At 62.8% G+C, this 23368-nt stretch carries 20 protein-coding genes and 1 pseudogene; 10 read left to right on the top strand and 11 right to left on the bottom strand.

What is annotated here, in order from left to right; all coding sequences use genetic code 11:
- Position 1: 1 nt before the first annotated feature.
- Positions 2–1981, top strand: a complete 1980-nt coding sequence (gene uvrC, locus C1720_RS02375) for an excinuclease ABC subunit UvrC (protein ID WP_050715723.1) — start codon at positions 2–4, stop codon at positions 1979–1981.
- A 284-nt stretch (positions 1982–2265) separates the two neighbouring features.
- On the opposite strand, the gene C1720_RS02370 is transcribed toward uvrC, so the two are convergent.
- Positions 2266–3003 (bottom strand): SIMPL domain-containing protein, encoded by a 738-nt coding sequence (locus C1720_RS02370; protein WP_102283101.1) that lies wholly within the window; start codon positions 3001–3003, stop codon positions 2266–2268.
- A gap of 62 nt (positions 3004–3065) precedes the next feature.
- Positions 3066–3476 (bottom strand): hypothetical protein, encoded by a 411-nt coding sequence (locus tag C1720_RS02365; RefSeq protein ID WP_146006828.1) that lies wholly within the window; start codon positions 3474–3476, stop codon positions 3066–3068.
- Between the two features lie 163 nt (positions 3477–3639).
- On the opposite strand from C1720_RS02365, the gene ompR reads away from it, so the two are divergent.
- The 5 genes from ompR (at position 3640) to C1720_RS02350 (ending at position 8011) form a co-directional block, all read left to right on the top strand.
- On the top strand, positions 3640–4371 hold the full coding sequence (gene ompR, locus C1720_RS02360; protein WP_050715726.1) for an osmolarity response regulator transcription factor OmpR: 732 nt from the start codon (positions 3640–3642) through the stop codon (positions 4369–4371).
- Positions 4372–4496: 125 nt separating this feature from the next.
- On the top strand, positions 4497–5957 hold the full coding sequence (locus C1720_RS02355) for an ATP-binding protein (protein ID WP_102284454.1): 1461 nt from the start codon (positions 4497–4499) through the stop codon (positions 5955–5957).
- Between the two features lie 22 nt (positions 5958–5979).
- Positions 5980–6225: a cyclophilin-like fold protein gene (locus C1720_RS13955; protein ID WP_199171033.1), complete on the top strand. Its 246-nt coding sequence runs from the start codon at positions 5980–5982 to the stop codon at positions 6223–6225.
- A complete protein-coding gene (locus tag C1720_RS14550) occupies positions 6201–6413 on the top strand; it encodes a hypothetical protein (RefSeq protein WP_158241606.1) in 213 nt (70 codons plus the stop codon). The genes C1720_RS13955 and C1720_RS14550 overlap by 25 nt, the downstream gene beginning before the upstream one ends.
- Positions 6410–8011 carry a tannase/feruloyl esterase family alpha/beta hydrolase gene (locus tag C1720_RS02350; protein ID WP_102283100.1) on the top strand — a complete coding sequence of 534 codons (1602 nt, stop codon included), beginning with the start codon at positions 6410–6412 and terminating at the stop codon, positions 8009–8011. The genes C1720_RS14550 and C1720_RS02350 overlap by 4 nt, the downstream gene beginning before the upstream one ends.
- A 286-nt stretch (positions 8012–8297) precedes the next feature.
- Here the strand turns inward: C1720_RS02350 and C1720_RS02345 are convergent, their stop codons facing one another.
- The 4 genes and pseudogenes from C1720_RS02345 to C1720_RS02330 form a co-directional block, all read right to left on the bottom strand.
- A complete protein-coding gene (locus C1720_RS02345) occupies positions 8298–8669 on the bottom strand; it encodes a hypothetical protein (RefSeq protein ID WP_199170938.1) in 372 nt (123 codons plus the stop codon).
- Between the two features lie 80 nt (positions 8670–8749).
- Positions 8750–9733, bottom strand: coding sequence for a C2 family cysteine protease (locus tag C1720_RS02340; protein ID WP_146006826.1), 984 nt, complete (start codon positions 9731–9733; stop codon positions 8750–8752).
- 165 nt (positions 9734–9898) lie between these two features.
- Positions 9899–10513 (bottom strand): annotated as a pseudogene (locus C1720_RS14695) (hypothetical protein); the annotation flags it as partial.
- Between the two features lie 329 nt (positions 10514–10842).
- A complete protein-coding gene (locus tag C1720_RS02330; RefSeq protein WP_233199755.1) occupies positions 10843–13029 on the bottom strand; it encodes a TonB-dependent siderophore receptor in 2187 nt (728 codons plus the stop codon).
- Between the two features lie 571 nt (positions 13030–13600).
- On the opposite strand from C1720_RS02330, the gene ppk2 reads away from it, so the two are divergent.
- Positions 13601–14875 carry a polyphosphate kinase 2 gene (ppk2, locus tag C1720_RS02325; RefSeq protein WP_102283096.1) on the top strand — a complete coding sequence of 425 codons (1275 nt, stop codon included), beginning with the start codon at positions 13601–13603 and terminating at the stop codon, positions 14873–14875.
- Positions 14876–15498: 623 nt separating this feature from the next.
- Here the strand turns inward: ppk2 and C1720_RS02320 are convergent.
- A complete protein-coding gene (locus C1720_RS02320; protein ID WP_439650765.1) occupies positions 15499–17352 on the bottom strand; it encodes an extracellular solute-binding protein in 1854 nt (617 codons plus the stop codon).
- Positions 17353–17403: 51 nt separating this feature from the next.
- On the opposite strand from C1720_RS02320, the gene fabI reads away from it, so the two are divergent.
- Positions 17404–18210 (top strand): enoyl-ACP reductase FabI, encoded by an 807-nt coding sequence (fabI, locus tag C1720_RS02315; RefSeq protein WP_102283095.1) that lies wholly within the window; start codon positions 17404–17406, stop codon positions 18208–18210.
- Between the two features lie 101 nt (positions 18211–18311).
- On the opposite strand, the gene C1720_RS02310 is transcribed toward fabI, so the two are convergent.
- Positions 18312–18662, bottom strand: a complete 351-nt coding sequence (locus C1720_RS02310) for a YgiW/YdeI family stress tolerance OB fold protein (RefSeq protein WP_050715730.1) — start codon at positions 18660–18662, stop codon at positions 18312–18314.
- 285 nt (positions 18663–18947) lie between these two features.
- On the opposite strand from C1720_RS02310, the gene C1720_RS02305 reads away from it, so the two are divergent.
- Entirely contained in the window at positions 18948–19220 is a 273-nt protein-coding gene (locus C1720_RS02305; protein ID WP_050716549.1) for an oxidative damage protection protein, read from the top strand.
- 102 nt (positions 19221–19322) lie between these two features.
- On the opposite strand, the gene C1720_RS02300 is transcribed toward C1720_RS02305, so the two are convergent.
- From C1720_RS02300 to C1720_RS02290, 3 genes are all read right to left on the bottom strand, one after another.
- Positions 19323–19727: a hypothetical protein gene (locus tag C1720_RS02300; RefSeq protein WP_050715731.1), complete on the bottom strand. Its 405-nt coding sequence runs from the start codon at positions 19725–19727 to the stop codon at positions 19323–19325.
- A gap of 14 nt (positions 19728–19741) precedes the next feature.
- Positions 19742–20344, bottom strand: coding sequence for a TIGR00645 family protein (locus tag C1720_RS02295; protein ID WP_050715732.1), 603 nt, complete (start codon positions 20342–20344; stop codon positions 19742–19744).
- A gap of 346 nt (positions 20345–20690) precedes the next feature.
- Positions 20691–22166 (bottom strand): amino acid permease, encoded by a 1476-nt coding sequence (locus C1720_RS02290; RefSeq protein WP_199170936.1) that lies wholly within the window; start codon positions 22164–22166, stop codon positions 20691–20693.
- 272 nt (positions 22167–22438) lie between these two features.
- On the opposite strand from C1720_RS02290, the gene C1720_RS02285 reads away from it, so the two are divergent.
- Positions 22439–23263 (top strand): ABC transporter substrate-binding protein, encoded by an 825-nt coding sequence (locus C1720_RS02285; protein ID WP_102283093.1) that lies wholly within the window; start codon positions 22439–22441, stop codon positions 23261–23263.
- Positions 23264–23368 lie beyond the last annotated feature (105 nt).

Genomic DNA, 23368 nt, shown 5'->3' with positions numbered 1-23368 from the left:
AATGACCGGGTCTGACGCGCTTTCTTCTTCATCTTCCGCCGCTGCTGCCCACTCGCCGCAGTTGCTGGCCCAGGTGGCCGCGCTGCCGGCGCTGCCGGGGGTGTACCGCTACTTTGACGAAAAGGGCCAGGTGCTTTATGTGGGCAAGGCGCGCAATCTGAAAAAGCGCGTGTCCAGCTATTTTCAAAAGAACCACGGCGGCACGCGCATTGGCCACATGGTCAGCAAGATTGCGCGGCTGGAGACGACAGTGGTGCGCTCCGAGGCCGAGGCGCTGATTCTGGAAAACAACCTGATCAAGCAGCTCGCGCCCAAATACAACATTCTTTTTCGCGACGATAAAAGCTACCCCTATCTCAAGCTGACGGGCACGGGGCATGAAAAAGACACGCCGCCGCCTGCGGCCCCCAGCGCGCTGGCGCACGCGCGGCTGGCTTATTACCGTGGCGCGGTGGATCGCAAAAACCGCTATTTCGGCCCTTATCCGAATGCCTGGGCGGTGAAAGAAACCATCGAGCTGCTGCAAAAGGTGTTTCGGCTGCGCACGTGTGAGGACTCGGTTTTTGCCAATCGCACGCGGCCTTGCCTGCTGTATCAAATCAAGCGCTGCACCGCGCCTTGCGTGCGCCTGATCAGCCATGAGGATTACGCGGCGGACGTGGCGCGCGCCGGGCAGTTTTTGCGCGGCGAAACGCAGGCGCTGCTGCAATCGCTGCAAGCGCGCATGGCGGCGCATTCGGAGGCGCTGGAGTTCGAGCAGGCCGCCGTGCTGCGCGACCAGATTGCCGCGCTCTCGCGCGTGCTGCACCAGCAGGCGGTGGAAACGGGCGGCGAGGCTGACGCCGACATCCTGGCCGTGAAGGTGCAAGGCGGCCGCGCGTGCGTGAACTTGGCGATGGTGCGCGGCGGCCGCCACCTGGGCGACCGCGCCTACTTTCCCGCGCAAGTGCAAGACGCGCTGGCGGGCGAGCGGCTGGATGAAGCCGGGCACGACAGCATCGAGGCGCGCGTGCTCGATGCCTTCATCGCCCAGCACTACCTGCACGTGCCCGCGCCCGCGCACCTGATTGCCAGCGCGCCCGTTTCCGCCGCGCTGCTGGACACGCTGGCGGGCAAGGAAGAGCGCCGCATCACCGCCACCTGGGCGCCGCGCGGCCAGCGCCGCGTGTGGCTGCAAATGGCCGAGCAAAACGCCGCCTTGCAACTGGCCCGCCTGCTGTCGGAAGAAGGCTCGCAGCAGGCCCGCACCCGCGCCTTGGCCGAGGCGCTGAACCTGCCTGATGACGATCTGGACAACCTGCGCATCGAGTGTTTTGACATCAGCCACACCGCTGGCGAGGCCACGCAAGCCAGCTGCGTGGTCTTTCACCACCACAAGATGCAAAGCAGCGAATACCGCCGCTTCAAGATTGAAGGCATCACCGGCGGCGACGACTACGCCGCCATGCGCCAGGCGCTCGAGCGCCGCTACGGCAAGCTGGCCCAGGCGCTGCACGGCGATGAGCCGCAAGAGGTGGAAGCCGCGCGCGCGCGCCTGCCCGATCTGGTGCTGGTCGATGGCGGCAAAGGGCAGGTTGCCGTGGCGCGTGAGGTGTTCGCCGCGCTGGGGCTGGAGCTTTCGCGCATCGTCGGCGTGGAAAAAGGCGAAGGCCGCAAAGTAGGCCTGGAGGAGCTGGTCTTTGCCGACGGCCGCCCCAAGGTCTGGCTGGGCCACGACAGCGCCGCGCTCATGCTGGTGGCGCAAATCCGCGATGAAGCCCACCGCTTTGCCATCACCGGCATGCGCGCCGCGCGCGCCAAAACCCGCGTGGGCGGCAGCCGCATTGAAGAAATTCCCGGCATCGGCCCCCGCCGCCGCGCGCGCCTGCTGCAACGCTTTGGCGGCGCGCGCGGCGTGGAAAACGCCAGCGTGGACGACCTCGCCACCGTGGAAGGCATCTCCCGCACCCTGGCCGAGGCCATTTACAAGGCGCTGCATTGAGCGACCGCCCGGCGCCTGTGCAGCGCCCGCTCGCAAAGGAAGGCAGTCCAGGCAGGCGGAAGGCGGGCTTATTTCGCTCCTTTATCAATAGCATGAGGTCCTAGTGGAAAGGGCGCGAGGCGGCATTTTAGATGCCCTGAATTTGCTCCTTTTTTAAAAGCCTATTTGCAATCTGCCTGCGGGCACAAAAGCGTGGACTCAAGCGGTTTGCGCCTTGCGGCTTATCCCGATCTGCTCTTTCGCCCCTCTCGGCCAGACTCTGAACAGGTTTAAGACAAAACGAATTACTGCGCCTGCACCGAGCCGGAAACCGTTACGCGCACCGTGCTGGTTCCTGGCTCCACGGCCACTGCGGCCTTTTTGCTCAGCAGGCTGGCTGATTCAGGCGCCGCCGCATACATGGCGCGCGGCATGAATTCATCGTTTTCATTGCCCACGCTCACTTCGCGCAGGGTGTAGCTGGCAAAACCAAAGGCGCGGGTGATTTCGGCGGCGCGCGCCTTGAAAGCATCAATGGCCTGCTTCTGCGCTTCGGTCTGCGCTTTGGCGCGCTGCTCGCGGCTCAGGTCGAACTCCACATGGGAAACCGTCATGGCGCTCACGCGCGCCGCCGCTGCGGTAATGCGCGGAAAGTCGCGCCCTTGCAGCAGCACCGAGGCGCGGCCCTGCCAGCCGCTGATCTTGTTGTTGCGGTCATAGCGGGGAATCACGCTGAATTCGCCCGTTTGCACGTCCATTTGCTGAGGTTCGGCGGTTTTTCTGGCTTCTGACAAGGCGGCATCCAGTGCCGCGCGCAGGTTTTCCTGCACCTGAGCGGCAGAAGCGCCTTCGCGGTCGGCGGAGAGCGTCAGCATGAGCAAGTCCTGTCGGACTTCAACGCTGCCCTGGGCAGCCAGCTGGAGAACGTTCTGGGGAGCGGTCATGGTCATTGGGCGGGTTTCAGCCTGCGCCGCAGCGGCCAGCGCGAGCAGGGCGGCGCACAGTCCGAGGCGCGTAGCAGGCGAGAGTCGGGAAGAGGTCATGAGATTGAAAAGATGAAAAAAAGCCGCCAGAACCCGGCGGCAAGGGGAAAAAACGCGAAAACTCAGTCCGTGCTGCTTGCGCTGCCGACTGACGCCGGCACTTGAAGCGTTGCCAGCGCAGGCGGCGCTTCACCCGTAGCTATTGGCATGGAAACCACGGCGCCATTGGCGCTACCGGCAGCCGCAGATGGCGGTGCCGCTGGAGTCATGTGCGCGGCCATCTGGGCCGCCATGTGGGCTGCGTCGTGCGCCGTGTAGCCGCGCACCTGTTCGCGCAGCAAAGCGCGCTCCTCGGCAGAAAGGCGGCGCTGCGTGGCGCGCTGCATGGCGGCAGGCGTGCGGTAATGCGCTTCAATGCTGTTCCACAAGTCGCTGCGCTGAACGCCAGGCGCGCCTTCGCCTGCTGGCTGCGCCCAGCAAGGGCTGGCGGGCCAGATGAAGGCGAACAAGAGGATTGAACGGACTGCTGACATGGCGCAGCGGAGCTTCGCACAAACGCCCGCATTTGCCACTCCCCGGCGTGGCCGGTCAGTGGCAACAGACGTAACACAGTGAAATCCAGGCTGAAAAACTCCGTTTTTCGCGTTTTGTCAAGGCCACAATCGCCACCGTTACAAATTCGACCTCAGGAGAATCATGAACCAGCTCGCCAATCGCACCGACAAGATCGTGGTCGTTGATGACGACGCCCGCATTCGTGACCTGCTGCGCCGCTATCTGGCGCAGGAAGGCTTTGAAGTGATCGTGGCCGAAGACGCCAAGGCGCTGTCACGCATCATGCTGCGCGATGCCGTGGACCTGATCGTGCTTGATTTGATGATGCCTGGCGAAGACGGCCTGTCCGTCTGCCGCCGCCTGCGCGCTGCGGGCGACAAAACGCCCATCATCATGCTCACGGCCAAGGGCGAGGACGTGGACCGCATCGTGGGCCTTGAAGTAGGCGCGGATGACTACCTGGGCAAGCCCTTCAATCCGCGTGAGCTGCTCGCGCGCATTCACGCCGTGCTGCGCCGCCGCCCGCCGCTGGAAGCGCCTGGCGCGCCCGCTGCCGAGAGCGAGTCGGTGAGCTTCGGCCCCTTCGTGTTTGATCTGAGCGCTCGCTCGCTGCACAAAAACGGCGTTGAAATCTCCCTGACCACGGGCGAATTCGCCATGCTCAAAGCGCTGGTGCGCCATCCGCGCCAGCCGCTGTCGCGCGAAAAACTCGCCCAGCTGGCGCGCGGCCGCGAATTCGAGCCGTTCGACCGCAGCCTGGACGTGCAGATTTCCCGCCTGCGCAAACTCATTGAGCAAGACCCGGCCAGCCCGCGCTATATCCAGACAGTGTGGGGCGTGGGCTATGTTTTCGTGCCTGACGGCGCCAACTGATTTGCGCTGACCGCGCGCTTTGTCCGCTCTGGCCTGCCAAGGAAACACGGCGGGCCATTTTTGTATGCCTTTCTTTCCCAAACCCGCACATGTCTGACAGCGCCGAATTGTTCGATTCCATGAGCATGCCGCTGGAAGGGCTGCCGCCGTCCGCTTCTTCTCCCCAGAAAAGCCCGGCGCGCCGCAAGCGCAGGCGCTCCGGCACGGGCCTGAGCCTTTTCTGGCGCACCTTCTTTCTGCTGGCGCTGATGCTGCTGGGCAGCGCTCTGGCGTGGTATCAGCTTTTTCGCACGCTGGAGCACGAGCCGCGCGCCATCCAAAGCGCGCGGCAGGTCGCCTCGCTGGTCAATCTCTCGCGCGCCGCGCTCATCCACTCTGACGCCATCGCCCGCATCTCTCTCATCAAAACGCTGGCCGAGCAGGAAAAAGTGCGCATCGCTCCGCACGAGCCTGATGACCGCTTCACCCTCTTTGACAACAGTCCCCTGGAGCAGCGCATCAGCGAGGAACTCGTGGCGCGCCTTGGCCCCGGCACCCTCGTGGCCAGCCGCGTCAATGACGAGCCGGGCCTGTGGGTCGGCTTTTCCATCGAGGGCGACTCCTACTGGCTGCTCATGGACCGCTCGCGCGTGAGCGCCGTGCTGGGCGGCGGCGCCTGGCTGCTGTGGATCGTGGGCCTGTGCGCCACCTCCCTTGTGGGCGCCGCCTTGCTGGCGCGCCTGATCAACCGCCCGCTCAAAGACCTGGCCGTGGCCGCCGCCAGCGTGCGCAGCGGCGACTACGTGGGCCACCGGCTGGAAGAAAACGTGGCCTCGCGCGAAGTGCGGGAAGTCAATGTCGGCTTCAACCGCATGGCCGACCAGCTCTCGCAGATTGAGCTGGACCGCGCCCGCATGCTCGCCGGCATCTCGCACGACTTGCGCACCCCGCTGGCCCGCCTGCGGCTGGAAACCGAAATGAGCGTGCCCGACGAACAGGCCCGCGAGCACATGGCCGCCGACATCGCGCAGGTGGACTCCATCATCAACAAATTCCTCGACTACGCCCGCCCGGAAGAAGTGGAAATGCACCCTGTCAGCCTGGCCGAAGTCATTGAAGGCTGCATCTACCCCTTCAGCACCCGGGAAGACATCCGCATCAACGCCACCATTCCGCTGGATCTGCGCGTCATGGCTGACGAAGTGGAGCTGGGCCGCGTGTTCTCCAACCTCATCGAAAACGCCCGCCGCTACGGCAAAACGCCCGGCACCGGCATCACCACCGTGGACATCAGCACCAACTTGCACGAAGGGCGCGTTTTCGTGCGTGTGCGCGACCACGGCCCCGGCGTCTCCGCCGACAACCTGCCCAAGCTCACCCGCCCGTTCTTCCGTGGCGACAGCGCCCGCACCGAAGCCACCGGCGCGGGCCTGGGCCTGTCCATCGTCGTCAAGATGGTGCAGAACATGGGCGGCCTGCTGCGCCTGACCAACAGCCTGGAAGGCACCGGCCTGGTCGCCACCATCCGTCTTCAGCAAGCGGCCGCCCAGCCGCTTGCTGGCAACCGCCGCAATAGCCGCAGCCGCAAGACCGATCCGCAAGCCTGAGAGCCTGTTCACAAGTCCGCCCGTGAGCATGAAAAGCGCAGGCCCAGGCGCTCGCGGGTACTGCGAATTCTCGTCAAGCCACAGTGATATTAGCTATCCTACCCATGGCATGACGCACCAGTGGAATATGCGCCAAATGCTGCCCCTGACGCTGGACATGCGCAACCGCCTGCGCAATGAAAAATATGCCGATTTGCCCGCAAGCCTTCCCCTATTGGCAAAATCAGGGCTGGCGACATTCTTTTGTGGCAGGGCCAAACGCTGGTAATTTTCTACGAAAATCTGGATTCTTCTTACCGCAATACCCGCCTGGGCGCGATACGCGATATTGAAAACCTGAAGATAGCGGCAGGAAAAACCGCGTGCGCGCTACTCTTGCAAGTTCTGAATAAAGGGGCATGTGTCATGAAATGCGGCCCCTTTATTTTTTCTCTCTCAACAGGAGCCACGCCATGAATCTTCTTCCCTCTCTGCTCGCGCTGGCCGCAGCCAGCGCTGCCGCGTCCGCGCTGGCGCAAGCGCCCAACCAGCAAAATGAAAATGCCGCAAATGCAAAATGCGCCGCACTGAAAAATGCGGCGCTGGCCGATGTGCAAATCACCCGCGCCGAATGGTCAAGCGGCGGCATTGGCGCCGATGCCATGTCGGCCCTGACGGGTGGCTCCGCCGCGACCCAGCAGGCGCAGGAGCACTGCGTAGTGGAAGGCGAGATCGGCGCGCGCACCGGCGCGGACGGCAAACATTACGGCACGCGTTTTCAATTGCGCCTGCCAGAAAAATGGAACAGGCGCTTTTTGTTTCAGGGCGGCGGCGGAGTGGATGGCTTCGTGGCCCCCGCCGTCGGCAATATTCCCATACGCAATTCCACGGCAACACCTGCGCTGATGCGCGGCTACGTCGTCGTTTCAATGGACGGCGGCCATCCCACGCCTACGCCCGATTTCGGCGCCGACCAGCAGGCGCGGCTGGATTTTGCTTATCAATCCACGGGCAAGGTCACCCATATTGCCAAACAGCTGATTCGGGAAATGTATGAAACGGCTCCGCAGCACAGTTATTTTATGGGCTGCTCTAACGGCGGACGCGAGGCCATGATTGCCGCACAGCGTTATCCATTGGAATTCGACGGCGTGATTGCCGCCAATCCGGGTTTTCGCCTGTCCCGCGCCGCCGTGGCCCAGCAATGGGATTACCAGCAATTCATGAAAATCGCTCCGCAAAATGTCCAAGGCGAAAAAATCCTGGCTCATGCTTTCACTGTGGATGATTTGAACCAGCTCAGCCAGGCCATAGCCGCGCAATGCGATGTCCGCGACGGCTTGCAAGACGGCATTGTCAATGCATGGGAAACCTGCGATTTCACGCCCGACAGCCTGAATTGGCCGAAAAACAAGATTGCCGCGCTCAAGGCCATATTTGACGGCGCGAAAAACAGCCAAGGTCAGCCCATTTACAGCGGCTGGTATTACGATACGGGCGTGAATCAGCCCGATTGGCGCGCGTGGAAACTCGGCTCCTCGCAAACTGCAAAACCTGATTCACGCGGCGTAACCCTCGGTGCAGGCTCGCTCGTCTGGTATTTCATGACCCCCGCCGCTCCCGATTTCGATTGGCACACATTCGATTTCGACCGCGATACGCCCAAAACCAACCAGACCGGCGCGATCAACGATGCCATCGGCACCGACCTTTCCAGTTTTCAGGCGCGCGGCGGCAAACTCATCGTGGTTACCGGCGTTTCCGATCCCGTTTTCTCGGCCAAGGATCAGGTGGCCTGGTTCCGACAAATGCAGCAGGACACGAAAAATGCCGCCGGTTTCTCGCGTCTTTTCATGATCCCCGGCATGAATCACTGCGGCGGCGGCCAAGCATTCAATGATTTCGACCCGCTCACCGCACTGGAAAACTGGCACGATAACAACCAGGCCCCCGCCCACCTGCTGGCCCAAGGAAAATCATTCCCCGGCAAGCAAATGCCCATTTGCGCCTGGCCCCGAATTGCCACCTACAAAAGCGGCGATACGGCCAAGGCGGAAAGCTTTGAATGCCAATGAACCCATCTATCGCCACGCCGGCGCAAATCCACCAATGCCGCACACCGCGCGCTTGCATTGCTTGCGCAGGCTACCGCGCAGCGGAAGCGGCAAAGACAGGCAACAGCACCCCGGCCCAAGCATGGCCCCGGCAGGTAGCTGCATTAAAAAGAGAAGCAAATAAAGGCCCATGAAGATGGGCCTTACCGCTTTATTCACGCAGAAAGCTTGCTATGAATAAAGGAGCTAAATTCTCTCCTTTAAGAACCTGCCAGCATACGCAGAGAAGGCGCACGCTGGCAGGCCTTCAGCGCCCGGAAACCGGCGACAGCGTGAAATACCCCAGTAGATAGTGCCCTTGCTCGTCAATCGGCTTGCGGCTCATGGCAAGCGCCTCGGCGCGTTGCCCCTTGGCATCCGCCCAAAGCTCCACCCGGTCAATGCCAGCGCGGGCACCCTTAATGTCCTGCCGGATACCCTTCCAGTCCCGCGCAGCGGCATCCATCTGTTTGACGTAAGCCACCCATATGCCGTCCGTTAGCAGGAAAAACCGGCGCGTCGTGACGACATAGTCCGATTGCATGAAAGCCATGGCTCCATCTTCCAGATGCTTGGCCGCATCTGAAACCTGGGCAACATCCACTTCTTGCAAAAAAAGAAAGGGAGCATGTTTTGACATGTCATTTACCGCCCAAAGATTCGAAGTGGCAACCACACAAGCAGCCAAACAGGCACATTGCAAGAAAAGCCTTTTTCCATTCATTTCGGTCCAATATTGAAATATTCGAATCCACGGCCCTTTATGACATCCTTCATCTTCACCTCAATGAAAGGACTTTCATTATTGGCCGCAGTATACTCATTGACAAGTTCCGATTCATTCCTTTGCCAAGGATTTCTCAGTCGCACCACTGCCTCTCCATTGCTGTTTAGGCGAATTTCCTCCACCACATAAACATGATTGTCGGCCAAACCATCCTGCGGCGCATCCTTGTCACCAAAAAGACGAGTAAACCAATTAGATTCATACTCAGGATCAGTTGATAACGTGACGGGCCGTCCCTCCTTTAAAGCCTGCCCAATTTGGGCTTCAATATTTCTGTCTCCCATCAGGTTGGCGTTAAGACGTGAAATATCTCTGCCACGTGTTCCGGTAATTGTTTGCATGGCGTCCCGCGCTTTCCCGCCTTTATTTAAAATATTATAACCTGCATCCAATGTTCCTCCTCGCATTTTTGCATAAGCCGTTTCCATGACCGCCGGCCATATCGGCGCATCGCTTTTGCCATTATCCAACCAACTTCCTCCATTGCGGAAAATATTATTCTTAATTTCCGACTGATTGACTTCAATAGACGCCCACTCTTTGCCATCATAAAGCTCAACCGTAAAATTACCAGTATCACTATTATAAGAAATGGATTGCTTGATCCGCTCAGGCGACTGGTTGGCTACTGCGCCTGCCGTAGCGATGAAAAAGCAGTCACCAATATCATCCTGGCGAATATCGGCTGCAGAGGGCTTGCCTGATGCTCCGTACAAATCACCTGCATTGAAATGCCGCTCACTGGGTGGCGTAGGAGCAGTAGGAGGGATGACCGGACGGCTGTTTGTTTCTTGTCCGGTTGTTGAATAAATTGAATCGGAGCCATGCCGCCCCGTTCCATGGACAGAATCACGGGCAGTCGCTGGAAGACTAAACGGCTGCGCAGAGTGAAAAGACCTAGCAGATATGACAGTCATGCGAAACTCCAAAAGTTGCTTAAGGGGCCGCTACTGTCATGCAAAGCCGAGCGCCGTGTCAATGCATGCAATTCCCAGCTAGTAACGACCCCAGCTGGCAACAACCCTGAGCCTCAGCACACTCATGGCTTGCCTGCAAGAATGCTCAAGACGCGGCATAACACTTCAGCCGCCTACCGCCCAATCCACGGCGGCATCAAACAGCCGCAGGCCCGCTGGCAAGAGATTGGCAAAGCCCTCACTGCCCAGAAAGAACATGACGCGCCGGGCCGGGGCCAGGGATTCGTAGTCCATAGTCGCACCTTTTTCGTAGCCGAAGATGGCCGCTTTTTCCGGCTGACCGTAGAGCGTGGCGATGGTGATCGCGCCCAGGNCCTCACTGCCCAGAAAGAACATGACGCGCCGGGCCGGGGCCAGGGATTCGTAGTCCATAGTCGCACCTTTTTCGTAGCCGAAGATGGCCGCTTTTTCCGGCTGACCGTAGAGCGTGGCGATGGTGATCGCGCCCAGGCCCGGCTGGCCCCAGCTCATGGGGGCCTGCTTCGCATAGACATTGGCCGCACCCGCTGGCAGGCCGGCCGACATGGGATGCGGCGCGTGCGCCAGCCACAGATAGCGCTCCTTGGGCGCTTCGCCGTAGTCCGTGCCGCTGCGCTTGCCGGTCATGGCCAGGTCGTCGAGCAAGTCGTTTTCCCAGGTCAGCAGCGGAGCAGCAAGCTGCCGCCAGCCGGGGTGGACGTTTTTGGCCGCCACGGTGGAGGAGATGATGACCAGCGCCATGCCTTGCGCGTCTTGCGGCGGGCAGCAAGGTCAGGGCAGCGAGGGCGGCCAGATGGTGTCGGCGTGTGGTCGTGAGGCGAAAAGCGCCAGGCGCAAGACGATGGAGGGGGCAAGGGCAGGCTTGCGGGAGCGGTTCAAAGTCTGCCTGTGAACGGGTTATGAAGCCGCTGGTTATCCGCTATTGGTTTGATAGCTTCAAGTCCCTTGAAATTGGGCGGAAGGGACGTTTTCAGGGGCCTGAATTTGCTCCCGGAAAAGGAGTGAAACGCGCACAGCCCGGGCCGGTTCCGGCTTGCGCGTTTCACGCCTGCGAGCCGCTTTGAGCAGCTTCAGAACTCGAACCCTGCCGTGAGCGACACCTGGCGCGCGTCGCCCAGGGCCAGGCCGAATTCGTTCACGCTGGAGGTGTAGTAGGTGCGGTCAAACAGGTTTTTCACGTTCAGCTGGAACTTGACTTTGCGGCCCTGAATGGGCGTTTCATACGTGGCAAACAGGTTGGCCACGGTGTAGGAAGGCAGCCAGAAGGTGTTGGCCGAGTCGCCCGCGCGCTTGCCCGCGTAGCGCACGCCCGCGCCCAGGCGCAGCTGGCCTTGTCCCCAGAGCTGGCCGGCGTTGTAGACGGCGTTGGCCGAGGCGGTGACGTGGGCGGCGTTCCACAAACGGTTGCCCTGGAATTTGGGGTCGCGGGTGGTTTTGGCGTCAATCAGCGCCAGGCTGCCAATGAAGCTCCAGCGCGGGTTGATTTCGCCGGCCACGTCCAGCTCGATGCCGCGCGAGCGGGCCGCGCCGGAGGTGCGCCATTCGGTCAAGCCCGTGTTCTGGTTGAACTGCGAGACGAGCACGCTTTTCTTGCGGATGTCAAAAAGCGCCAGCGTGCCGGTCAGGCCGCCCGCGCTTTCGTATTTGGCGCCCACTTCCCAGGACTTGCCGCTTTCGGGCTTGACGCTGGAGTCAATCAGCCCGCTGGAGTGCGGGGCGATGGTGGAGATGGGTTTGAGCGACTGGCTGTAGCTGGCGTAGAGCGAGACGGCGGGCGTGAGCTTGTAGACCACGCCCAGGCGGGGCAGCCATTTGCCGTCGCGGGTGTTGGTGTTGAGCTTGAAGGGGCGGCCCCGGCCCGCGCGCTGCGCCCAGTGCAGATAGCGCGCGCCGGCGGTGACGATCCACTGGCGGTTCAGGTGGATGGCGTCCTGAAAGAAAAGCGAGTGGTTGTGCAGCAGGTCGCGCTGGTCGCTGTCGCCAGCCACAACGGTTGTGCCCGGCCGCACGCGGCCATACACAGGGTTGAGGTAGCTGAAAGCGTTGTCCACGCCGCCGCGAATCATGTCGGCGCGGTAAATCTTGCGGTATTCGGCGTCCATGCCGAATTGCATGTCGTGCTGCATGCCGCCCAGTTTGGTGCTGCCGTCGATGTAGGCGGTGCCGTAGCTGTCGGCGCTGAGCGCGCCCCGGGTGCCGTCGGCGCGGCGGCGCAGCAGGCCGGTGGCGGTGTTGATGCCCATCAGGCGCAGCTGGTTGGCGTCATACGTTTCGCGGTTGTAGCTCAGGCTCACGTGGCCCGACCAGCCGGGCGTGATGCGGTGATCCAGCGAGAACTGCGCCAGGTGGCTCTTGCCCTTCATCTGGTTGAACGGCTCGTCCAGGCGGCGCGTGGCGGGAATGTCCAGCGGCTTGTTCGTGCGCGGATCCAGCGCGGTGCCACGGTCAAACGGCACGTTGTAGTCACGGAATTCGTACCAGAGCACGGCTTGCGTGTCGCGCCCGTACCAGGCCAGCGAAGGGGCCAGCAGCACGTCACGCCGCTTGCCGAAGTTGCGCCAGTAATCTTCATTCGTGTAGTCGGCCACCAGGCGCCAGGCCAGGCCGCTGTCGGCCACGGGGCCGGTGGCATCCAGCAGCAGCCCCGCGCCGTTGCGGCCGCGCCCGTAGCTGGAGCCGGTCACGCTCAGGGCCGTGCGCGGCTGCATTTGGGGCTTTTTGCTCACCACGTTCACCACGCCGCCCGGATCCATGATGCCGTAGAACATGGAAGACGGCCCTTTGAGCACCACCACGCTTTCGGCGGCGGCGTTCATGCCACGGCCCTGCACCAGCGGCATGCCGTTGTGCATGATGGAGCCGTCGCGGTTGCCGCCAAAGCCGCGCTTGAGGATGGTGTCTTGCGTGCCCGCCAGCGTGTTGCCTTGCGTGATGCCGCTGACGTTCATCAGCGCATCGTCCATGTAGCGCGGGCGCTGGTCGCGCAGCACCTGAGCAGAGACGGCGTTGGTCACTTGCGGCACTTCCAGCGCGGGGGCCAGCGAGCGCAGCGTGGACGCATCGGGCACGGGCTGGTAGCTGCTTTCATGCTCCACCGGCACGGGCGCGGCGCGCCCCACCACCGTGACAGCGCCCAGCGTGCCGGCATCGCCGCTGCTGGCAGCTTCTTCTTCCATGCCGTCATTGCCCTGCAAGGCAGAGGCGCCAAAAGCAGCGGCCCTGGCGGGCAGCAGTGCATGGGCCAGCAGGGGCAGCAAAACGAACGTGAATGCATGAAGGGCGCGGGCGGCACTGCAAAAATGTACGGATTCCCATTTGCGCCCGCGACGTTGACAATTCGCAATATGACGGTACAAATGCCAACCGTTGCCACCAACAGACAAGCGTGCCAGACGCTCCTGCACCATTTCTGCACTGCCCGCCCACAGCCGGCCGCATGCACCAAGGCCTTTGCCCGACACGCGCCTGCTATCTCTGGCGCACGGCTTGCCTTGCCGTGAAATGAAGGCGAAAGTGGGGCCGTATTTCGCTCTTTAATTAAGAGCAAACTCTTTCCGTAAACAAAGCGGAAAGGCCACTTCTTTCCCCTATGAATCCGCTCCTCTTTTTGCGGCGCCAATCCAACCTGCCACACTACCCGGCAGGCCAAGGCAACCCAAGGCCTTCCGCCGCCCTTGGGTGAACGGGAACGCAACGGCAACGGATTCGGAAATACCCGATTTGCCTTGCGGCAACATCTGCAGCATGCAGTTTTATCGAACATCAAGGCATGCCTCCCAAGACGGGCACATAGTTCAAAATTTCAACACACGAAGGAGCATTCACACGATGGCAAAAGACGATGCCAAGCAACCCCAGGCCATCCCGGCCGCCGCGGCAAAAGATGCGGCGAAGCCCGCAACCCGGCCCGCCCAAAGCGCCGCAGCCGCAAAGGCCAGGCCAGCTGCCGTCGCTGCCAAGTCCGCCAAATCCACGGCGGCATCCCGGCCAGCAAAACCCAGGAGCGTTCCCGGCGTGCGGCCCGCCGCTGCGGGCGACACACCGCCCTCGCTGCAACGCAAGGACATTGAAAACTTCGTGGCCCGCAAAAGCGCTGTTGCCGCGCAAGACACGCTGGTTTCCGCCGCGCAGGGCCTGATTGACCCGCAGGCGCCCGGCACGCCCGCCGAGCGCGCCAAGGCGCTGCGCGCCCTCATCGAAGGCGCCTCGCCCGACGACCAGCGCGCGCTGCGCAAGGCGCTGGAGCGCCACGCCACCCTCTCGCCGGGCAAGGTCAATCCTGACGAGGAGCTGGCCGATGACTGGCGCGAAGGCGGCTACCCCTACAAGAACCTGCTGCGCCGCAGCACCTACGAAAAGCAGAAATTCCGCCTGCAAGTGGAGCTGCTCAAGCTGCAAGCCTGGGCCAAGGAAAACGGCCAGCGCATCGTCATCCTCTTTGAAGGGCGCGACGCCGCTGGCAAGGGCGGCACCATCAAGCGCTTCATGGAGCACCTCAACCCGCGCGGCGCGCGCGTGGTCGCCCTTGAAAAGCCCACCGACGCCGAGCGCGGCCAGTGGTACTTCCAGCGCTACGTGCAGCACCTGCCCACGCATGGCGAAATCGTGCTGTTTGACCGCAGCTGGTACAACCGCGCGGGCGTGGAGCGCGTGATGGGCTTTTGCACCAATGACGAATACCGCGAATTCATGCGCCAGGCCCCCGAATTCGAGCGCCACCTCGTGCACTCGGGCATCCACCTCATCAAGTTCTGGTTCAGCGTGAGCCAGGAAGAGCAGCGCCGCCGCTTTGCCGAGCGCAGGGCGCACCCGCTCAAGCAGTGGAAGCTCAGCCCCATCGACAAGGCCAGCCTCGACAAGTGGGACGACTACACCCGCGCCAAGGAAGCCATGTTCTTCGAGACCGACACCGCCGACAGCCCGTGGATCGTGATCAAGAGCGACTGCAAAAAGCGCGCCCGCCTGAACGCCATGCGCTACGTGCTGCACAAGCTGCCCTATACCAACAAGGACGTCACGCAGATCGGCAAGCTCGATTCCCTGATCGTGGGCCGCGCCTACGCCGTCTATGAGCACGGCGAAAAACCGCCCCTGATGCCCTGATCCGGACGCGGGGCCGCCCGCCTCGCGCCGCCATTGCGCGGATAGGCCGTCGCGCGGCGGCCCCATCTGGCCAGCGGTGCGCCCTGCTGGCCCGCCTGACCGCCAGGGGCGGAAAAACGAATCGGGCCAGGCCAGAAATTTCGCTTTTTAGCTCCTTGTTCCATAGCATGAGGTCCTAGTGGAGCGTGCGCGAAATGGCCCTTCAAACCTATCAAATTAGCTCCTTTTTTTAATGCCATGCAGCATGGCTGAGGCCGCCCCGCTGGCCCGGCTCTCCCTTTCATCCCTGCGTCCGCCCTGGGCCTGCAGCGCGGGCGCTTTCCATGCGCCCTGCATAAGCAGGCCGCGAGCAGGTTCTGCTTTCCTCTCCCGCACCTACGGCGCTGGCGCATCCCTGCGCAGGCGCTGCCGCGACGCGCAGCTGGTTTGGGAGCGCGCAACCCTTCCATTTCACATCAGAAAGAGGAGCAAATTTGAAGGGATCAAAACCGGCTCTTGCGCCCATTTCACTAAGACATTACGCTATTGAAAGCAGAGCGTAATAACTCCTTCTGCTCACGGCCTGCGGCCCGGCCAAAGCGGCAAAACGCCAGCCGCCGCCCGCCGGGGCAGGCAGGCCGCCTTCATGGCGCGCCGCGCGGGCTGGCTGCCGCTTCGGCGCTGCGCGCCCACCACGTCCAGATGGCCCAGGTTTCGGCCTGAAAGTAGGCGGGCGTGACAGCGGGCGGGTGCAGGCGCCAGGCGTTGTAGGCCATGTTGTGCACGGGCGAATACCACTGGGGCAGCAGGTAGTGGCTGTGGGTGATGACGCGCTCCAGCGCCCGGCAGGCGGCCAGGTAGTCCGCGTGCCCGCGCGCGCCGACCATGCGGGCAATCAGCTCATCAATGGCGGCGCTGGCGGCGCCGGGGTAGTTGCCCGAGCCTTCGGCGCGGGCGGCGGCGCTGCCGAAAAGCTCGGCCATTTCCTGCCCCGGCAAGGCGGCGCCGGCATAGGCCAGCGACGTGATGTCAAAGTCAAACCGGTCCAGCCGCTGCTGGTAGAGGGCGAAATCGACGGCGCGCAGGCTCAGGCGCACGCCGATTTTTTCCAGGTTGCGCTGCCACGCGCCCACCACGCGCGCGCCTGCTTCGCTGCTGTCCAGGTATTCCAGTGCCAGGGGCTGGCCTTGCGCGTTGCGCAGCCAGCCGCTGGCGTCGGGCCGCCAGCCGGCCTCGGCCAGCAGCGCCTGGGCGCGGCGCAGGTTGTGGCGCAGGCCGTGGGGGCCGTCTTCGGGGCTGTCGGTGCGCGGCGGCTCGAAGGCGGCTCCGAAGGCGGCGGCGGGAATTTGGGCGCGCAGCGGCTCCATCAGGGCCAGCTGGGCGGCGTCAGGCAGGCCCTCGGCGGCGCATTCGGTGTTGCCGAACAGGCCCTTGACGCGGTTGTAGCTGCCGTAGAAAAAGCGCCGGTTCATCCACTCATAGTCCAGCGCCAGGCCCAGCGCCTGCCGCACGCGCGCATCTTGCAGGGCCGGGCGGCGGCTGTTGAGCACGTAGCTTTGAAAGCCGGTGGGCAGCCGGTGGCGGAAGCTGCCTTTGACCAGCTCGCCCGTGGCAAAGCGCTTGCCGCTCATGCGTCGCGCCCAGTCGCCAGCGGAGAACACGCGCATCAGGTCGAACTCGCCCGCCTTGAAGGCTTCCAGCCGGGCGGTGTTGTCGCGGTAAATCTTGACGAGGATGCGGTCGAAATGGCCCGTGCCGCGCCGCACGTTCAGATCGCGCCCCCAGTAAGCGGGGTCGCGCACGTAGGTGATGTCTTTGCCAAAGCGGACGGGGCCGATGCGGTAGGGGCCGCTGCCAATGGGCGGCTCCATCACCACTTCATTGAAGGGCTTGCCCTGGCCCCACTGGCGGCTGAACACGGGCAGCGCGCCCACGGTCAGGGGCAGCTCGCGCGAGGGCTTTTTGAAGCGAAAGCGAACGGTGCGCTCATCCAGCGCGTCAGCGCCCGCCACATCGGCCATCAAAGTGGCGTAAGCGGGGCGGGCGTGGGGGCCGGTGAGGGTGTCAAAACTGTGCTTGACATCTGCGGCCAGCACCGGGTCGCCGTTGTGAAAGCGCGCCTGCGGCCGCAGGCGGAAAGTGGCCGAAAGGCGGTCGGGCGCCACCTCCACATCTTCGGCCAGCAGGCCGTAGGCGCTGCCCGCTTCGTCCAGCGAGCCGATGAGCAGGGTGTCAAACAGCAAGTCATCCAGATACGCAGGCGCCGTGCCTTTGAGGGTGAAGGGGTTGTATTTATCGAAAGTGGACACGCGAAAGCTGCTGACCAGCCGCAGCTCGCCGCCCTTGGGCGCGTCGGCATTCACGTAGTCGAAATGGGCAAAGCCGGGCGGGTATTTCAGCTCGCCCCACAGGGCGTAGCCGTGGGCGGCGAAGGCGGCGGGGGCGGCCAGCAGAGCAATCAGAGTCAGCCCCGCGCAGGCCCGTGCAAAGCGTCGGATTCGATACACTCGCGGATTCTGTCTCACACGCACTCACCGGAGTTTTCATTCATGACACAGGGTTTTCTGGCGGGCAAGAAGCTGCTCGTGACCGGCGTTTTGTCCAACCGCTCCATTGCCTACGGTATTGCCCGCGCCTGCCGCGCGCAAGGCGCCGAGCTGGCCTTCAGCTACGTGGGCGAGAAGTTCAAGGGGCGCATCACCGAGTTCGCCGCCGAGTTCGGCAGCGAGCTGGTGTTTGACTGCGACGTGGCCGATGACGCGCAGATTGAGCGCCTGTTCGCCGATCTGGGCGCGGCCTGGGGCCGGTTTGACGGCTTTGTGCACTCCATCAGCTTTGCGCCGCGCGAGGCGATTGCGGGCAATTTTCTGGATGGCCTGTCGCGCGAGGGCTTTCGCATCGCGCACGACATCAGCGCCTACAGCTTTGCCGCCATGGCCAAGGCGGCGCTGCCGTATCTGAACGACCGCTCGGCGCTGCTGACGCTGAGCTATCTGGGCGCGCTGCGCGCCATTCCCAACTACAACACGATGGGGCTGGCCAAGGCCAGTCTGGAAGCGGCGGTGCGCTATCTGGCCGAGGCGCTGGGCCGCACGGCCGATGGCCGCTGCGTGCGCGTGAACGGCATCAGCGCCGGCCCCATCAAGACGCTGGCGGCCAGCGGCATCAAGGACTTTGGCAAGCTGCTGGGCCGCGTGGCCGACGCCGCGCCGCTGCGCCGCAACGTGACGATTGATGACGTGGGCAACGTGGCGGCCTTTTTGCTGAGCGACCTGGCCGCAGGCGTGACGGCCGAAATCACCTATGTGGACGCAGGCTTCAGCCAGACGGCCGGGCTGTCGGCGGACATGGTCTGAAGCCCCCTGGTTTTCAGAACCTGTTCACAGACACGAAAAAAAGGGCGCGCGCGGCGCCCTTTTTTCATGGCAGACGGCGTTTGCCTGAGGCAATCGCTTTGTTACTGCACGATGCGCAGCGCATCCACGTCGATCTCGGTGGTTTCCATCACGTCAGCGTCGACTTCACCCACGATCTCCACCGTGGTGCTGGCCGCAATGGGCTGGCCTTGCGGGAACAGATGGCCGTCAATGTCCACGCGGATTTCGCCCGTGCCGTCGGAGAAGATGTATTTGTCGCCGCGTAGCTGGCGCACGATCTTGCCGCGCAGGGTCACATGCTGGTCATCCACGGGGTGAGCCAGAATGGCCTGCACACTGGCAGGCGCAGGGGTCGAGCCAGGGCCGGCGTACTGGGCGAAGGAAGCGGCAGCAGCGGCCATCAGGGCCAAGGCGAGAGCGGTTTTTTTCATGGCGTCTCTGAAAAAAGTGGAGAGAAAGGCGCGCATTCTGGCGGCCTGCCGCGCGGCGGCGCGGGCGCTGCCATCTAAATTGAGCGTTTAATGGGTGTATCAGAAAGCAGGAGGCGCGCTTGACGCACCCCCGCTTTCTTTCTGCCGCTGCCGCCGGTTTGCGCGCTGACCTCCGGCTTTCAATTCCCTGGCCTCCAATTCCGCCTGGGCATTGGGGGCAAGGGCGGCTTGATACAGTCGCCGCTTTTTCCGCTTCTTCTTACTGCAAGACAAAGGCATTTGCACATGGCACGCATGGTTCACTGCATCAAGCTCGGCAAAGAGGCCGAGGGACTGGACTTTCCGCCCTATCCGGGCGAGCTGGGCAAGCGCATCTGGGAAAGCGTGAGCAAGCAGGCTTGGCAAGACTGGCTGCGCCACCAGACCATGCTCGTGAATGAAAACCGCCTGAACATGGCCGATCAGCGCGCCCGCGAATACCTCAAGCGCCAGATGGAGGCGCACTTCTTCGGCGCGGGCGCCGACCAGGCCGCAGGCTACGTGCCGCCCACCCAGTAAGCGCCCAAAGAGCGCTCCGGGAGCATCCGCCAGAAAGGGCGACCGCGCGAAGCGGTTGCCCTTTTGCTTTTTTGCGCTGCCTTCGCGCCGCCGGGGGCGCTTTCAGCCGCTGGCGGCGGGCGGGCGCTCCAGCCGCCACTGCGTCAGGCGGCCATGGACGAATTCCGCCGTCACGCTGGAGCCGCCGCCATCGCGCCAGCGCCAGGCTTCGGCCTGCGGCTGGCTGGCTGGCTCCACGCGCTCGCCCAGCGCGCCCGTCATGGCCACCACGTGCAGCAGCGGCAGGCGCGGGCGCAGGCGGGCGTTGAGCATCACGGCGCTGTCCACATAGCCCAGGGGCCGCGCGGCGGCGCGGCGCATCACCGCCAGCAGCCGCGTGCAGTGCAGCAGCGCCCACAGCACCACGCCGCTGGCCGCCAACGCCAGGGCTGGCCAGCCGCCCTTGAGCCAGGCCGCAGACAGCAAACCCAGCAAGGCCAGGGGCACGAGCAGGCGCGCGGCGTTCATGCCTTGCGGACCGCTCAATGCCCGCCGTGCGCGGCGGCGGAGGTCATCAGCCGGTCCACCAGGGCGATGGCCAGCGCCGACAGCAAAAAGGTGAGGTGTATGCCTGTTTGCGCGATCAGCATGCGGTCGGAATAGTTGTCGGCGTTGATGAAGGTTTTGAGCAGGTGAATGGAGCTGATGCCGATGATGGACAGCGCCAGCTTCACCTTCAGCACGCTCGCGTTCACATGGCTGAGCCATTCCGGCTGATCGGGGTGGTCCTCCAGGTTCAGGCGGCTGACAAAGGTCTCGAAGCCGCCGACGATCACCATGATCAGCAGGTTGGAAATCATCACCACGTCAATCAGCGCCAGCACCACCAGCATGATGACCGTCTCATTCAGCGCCGCCACGGGCGCGCCGCTCTTGTAGCCAATGCTCTCCACCAGCGCCTGCAAGGCATGCTTGTTGCCAAAGGCCGCTTCCACCAGATGCCACAGCTCCATCAGAAAGTGCGCCACATAAACGCCTTGCGCCACGATCAGCCCCAGATACAGCGGCAATTGCAGCCAGCGGCTGGCAAAAATCAGGGCGGGCAGAGGCCGCAGGCGCGGCGGCGAGAGATCGGCTTGATTCATGACGGGGCGTGAAGAAAAAAGCGGCGGATTTTAAAAATCTTGCCCACAGTCTGCTTCCCGGTCAGGCGCTGGCTGGCCAGCCTTGGCGGTCTTGGCCTCGGAACCTGTTCAAAGCCAGCATTCAGAGGCTTCCACAAGAGTGTTTTGCTCTTACAAGAGGAGCAAATTTGAGGCCATGAAAACGTGGCTTGCGCACTTTTCACTAAGACCTCATGCTATTGAACAAGGAGCTAATCAAGGCGTGAAGTCCGCTTGCGCATGAGCGGGCGGCGCTGCTGTAGCCAGCTTCAAACAAAACGCCCGCGCGGCCTGCCAGCCTGCGCGGGCGTTTTGCGCGCTGCGGCGCTCAGTCGCGGTCGGTCTTGCTCAGATCCACTTCCTTGAGCGCAATCAGGCGCGTGCGGTAGCGCAGCTTGTGATAGACGAGAAAGCCGAAGAACACGGGCAGCCCCATGTAGGTGACCAACAGGCGCTCCCAGTCGAAATCGCCGTCCAGTATCAGCTTGGTGTCTTGCCCGATGATGACCAGCACGCACAGCGCCAGCGCCAGCAGCGGGCCGAAGGGAAACCATTTGGCGCGGTAGCGCAGCCCGGAAAGCGGCCTGCCTTGCGCCACCCAGGCGCGGCGGAAGCGGTAGTGGCTGATGGCGATGCCCACCCAGGCAATAAAGCCCGTCAGGCCCGAGGCGGCCAGCACGTACTGGTAGGCCGCGTCGTTGCCCAGTTGCAGCATGTAAACGCCCAGCACCAGCGCGCCCGTGGCCAGCAGGGCGGGCATGGGCACGCCGCGCGCATCCACCTTGCCGAAGACAGGCCAGGCCAGGCCGCTGCGCCCCATGGCGTAGAGCATGCGCGTGGAGGCATACATGCCCGAATTGCCTGCCGAGAGAATGGAGGTGAGGATGACGGCATTCATGGCCGCCGCCGCAAAGGCCAGCCCGGCGCGCTCGAATACCAGCGTGAAAGGCGATTTGGAGATTTCATCCACGTCCGCGCCCAGCAATTCGGGGCTGGTATAGGGAATAATGAGGCCGATAATGGCGATGGCGAGAATATAGAAAATCAGGATGCGCCAGAAAACCTGGTCAATGGCGCGGGGAATGTTTTTTTCCGGCTCCTCTGATTCGCCTGCGGTAATGCCAATCAGCTCCGTGCCCTGGAATGAAAAGCCCGCCACCAGAAAAACCCCCAGCGTGGTCAGGAACTGCCCGCCCAGGCTGCCGCCCAGAAAAGGCGCGTCGCCCATGCTGAAGTTTTTCAGCCCGATATATTGGCCGCCCATGATGCCGAAAATGGTGAGCACGCCGATGCCCAGAAAAATAATGACGGTGACCACCTTGATGAGCGCCATCCAGTATTCAGTCTCGCCATACACGCGCACCGAGGCCATGTTGAGCAGAAAAATCACGCCCAGAAACAGCAGGCTCCAGCCCCAGGCGGGCATGAAGTTGCGCAGCGGCTCCCAGTAGCTGATGACGACGGCGGCCACGCTCACGTCCACCGCCGCCGTGATCACCCAGTTGAACCAGTAATTCCAGCCCAGCGCGAAGCCCAGCGAAGGATCGACAAAGCGCGTGGCGTACGTGCTGAAGGAGCCGGAAACGGGCATGAACGTGGCCATTTCGCCCAGCGACGTCATGAAGAAATAGACCATGAGGCCAATGGCGGCGTAAGCCACCAGCGCCCCGCCCGGCCCGGCGCTGTGAATGGCCGAGCCGCTGGCCATGAACAGGCCCGTGCCAATGCAGCCGCCAATGGCGATCATGGAAAGATGCCGCGCCTTGAGGCGGCGCTGGATATGGTGGACAGCAGTGTCTGACATGAATGTGAATGCTGAAAACGAAAACCGCAATTGTGCGTGAGGCCGCGCTTGAGGCCCGCGCGTCAAGCCCGCGTGTCCAGCCCGCGCGCCAAGGCGCAGCGGGGCAGGGGTTGCCGCAGGCGGCGGCGCGCGGCGCAGGCGATCCAACCCCCGGTTGGATGGTTATGTGAAAAATATCGTTTCGGGCGCGGCGCAAATGTGGTTTGATACGCGCCTTCGCTGAAGCGGCGCGGCCCGCGCCGGTTTTCCCTATTCCGACAGGAGCAAATGAAATGAAAAAGCAACTGGCATGGCTGGGCGCCGCCGTTCTGGCGCTGGCTTGCACGCAGGCGCTGGCCGACCGGCTGGAAGATATTCAGAAAAAAGGCGTGCTGAAAGTGGCCTCTTTTGACAGCAATCCGCCTTTTGGCTTTGTGGATGCCAAATCCAAGAAAATCGAAGGGCTGGATGTGGACTTTGCCCAGGCGCTGGCCGACAAGCTGAAAGTCAAGCTGGAAGTCGTTCCCACCAACCCGGCCAACCGCGTGCCGCTGCTGGTTTCGGGCAAGGTGGATTTGGTAGTGGCCAATTTCACCATTTCGGAAGAGCGCGCCAAGCAGGTGGATTTCAGCATTCCCTATTTCGCTTCGGGCCAGCAATTCATCATCAAGCAAGGCACGGCGCTGGAAAAACCCGAAGACCTGAACAAGCTGCGCGTGGGCGTGGACAAAGGAACCGTGAATGAGGGCGTGATTCGCAGCCAGTTTCCCGGCGCCACGGTGGTGGCGTATGACGACACGCCTTTTGCCTTTGCCGCCCTGCGCAACGGCAATGTGCAGGCCATCACGCAAGACGGCCCCAAGCTCATCGGCCTGCTGGCCAACGTGCCCGATCGCGACAAATACGTGATTCCGCCATTCACGGTGTCTGAAGACCTGATTGGCATTGGCATTCCCAAAGGCGAGGCGGCGCTCAAGAAAGTGGTGGACGAGGCCCTGCTGGAGCTGGAAAAAAGCGGCAAGGCCGAGCAGATTTACAACGCCTGGTTCGGCCCCGACACAAAAACGCCGCTCAAGCGCCTCTATAAAATCGGCCAGGAAAAACCGCAGGCCAAATAAAACCATGTTTTGTAACGCCCTGTTTTAAAAGGGGCGCGGCCCGGCCCGAAACCCTGCCGTCGGTAAAAGGCAGGGTTTTTCTTTTTTGCAAATGAGCAATGGCAC

Origin of the sequence: Ottowia massiliensis (genome assembly GCF_900240305.1) — a bacterium.
In the GTDB taxonomy this organism is placed as follows: domain Bacteria; phylum Pseudomonadota; class Gammaproteobacteria; order Burkholderiales; family Burkholderiaceae_C; genus Ottowia; species Ottowia massiliensis.
The sequence above is the reverse complement of the archived record's forward strand: the minus strand, read 5'-3'. Positions and strand labels throughout refer to the sequence as shown.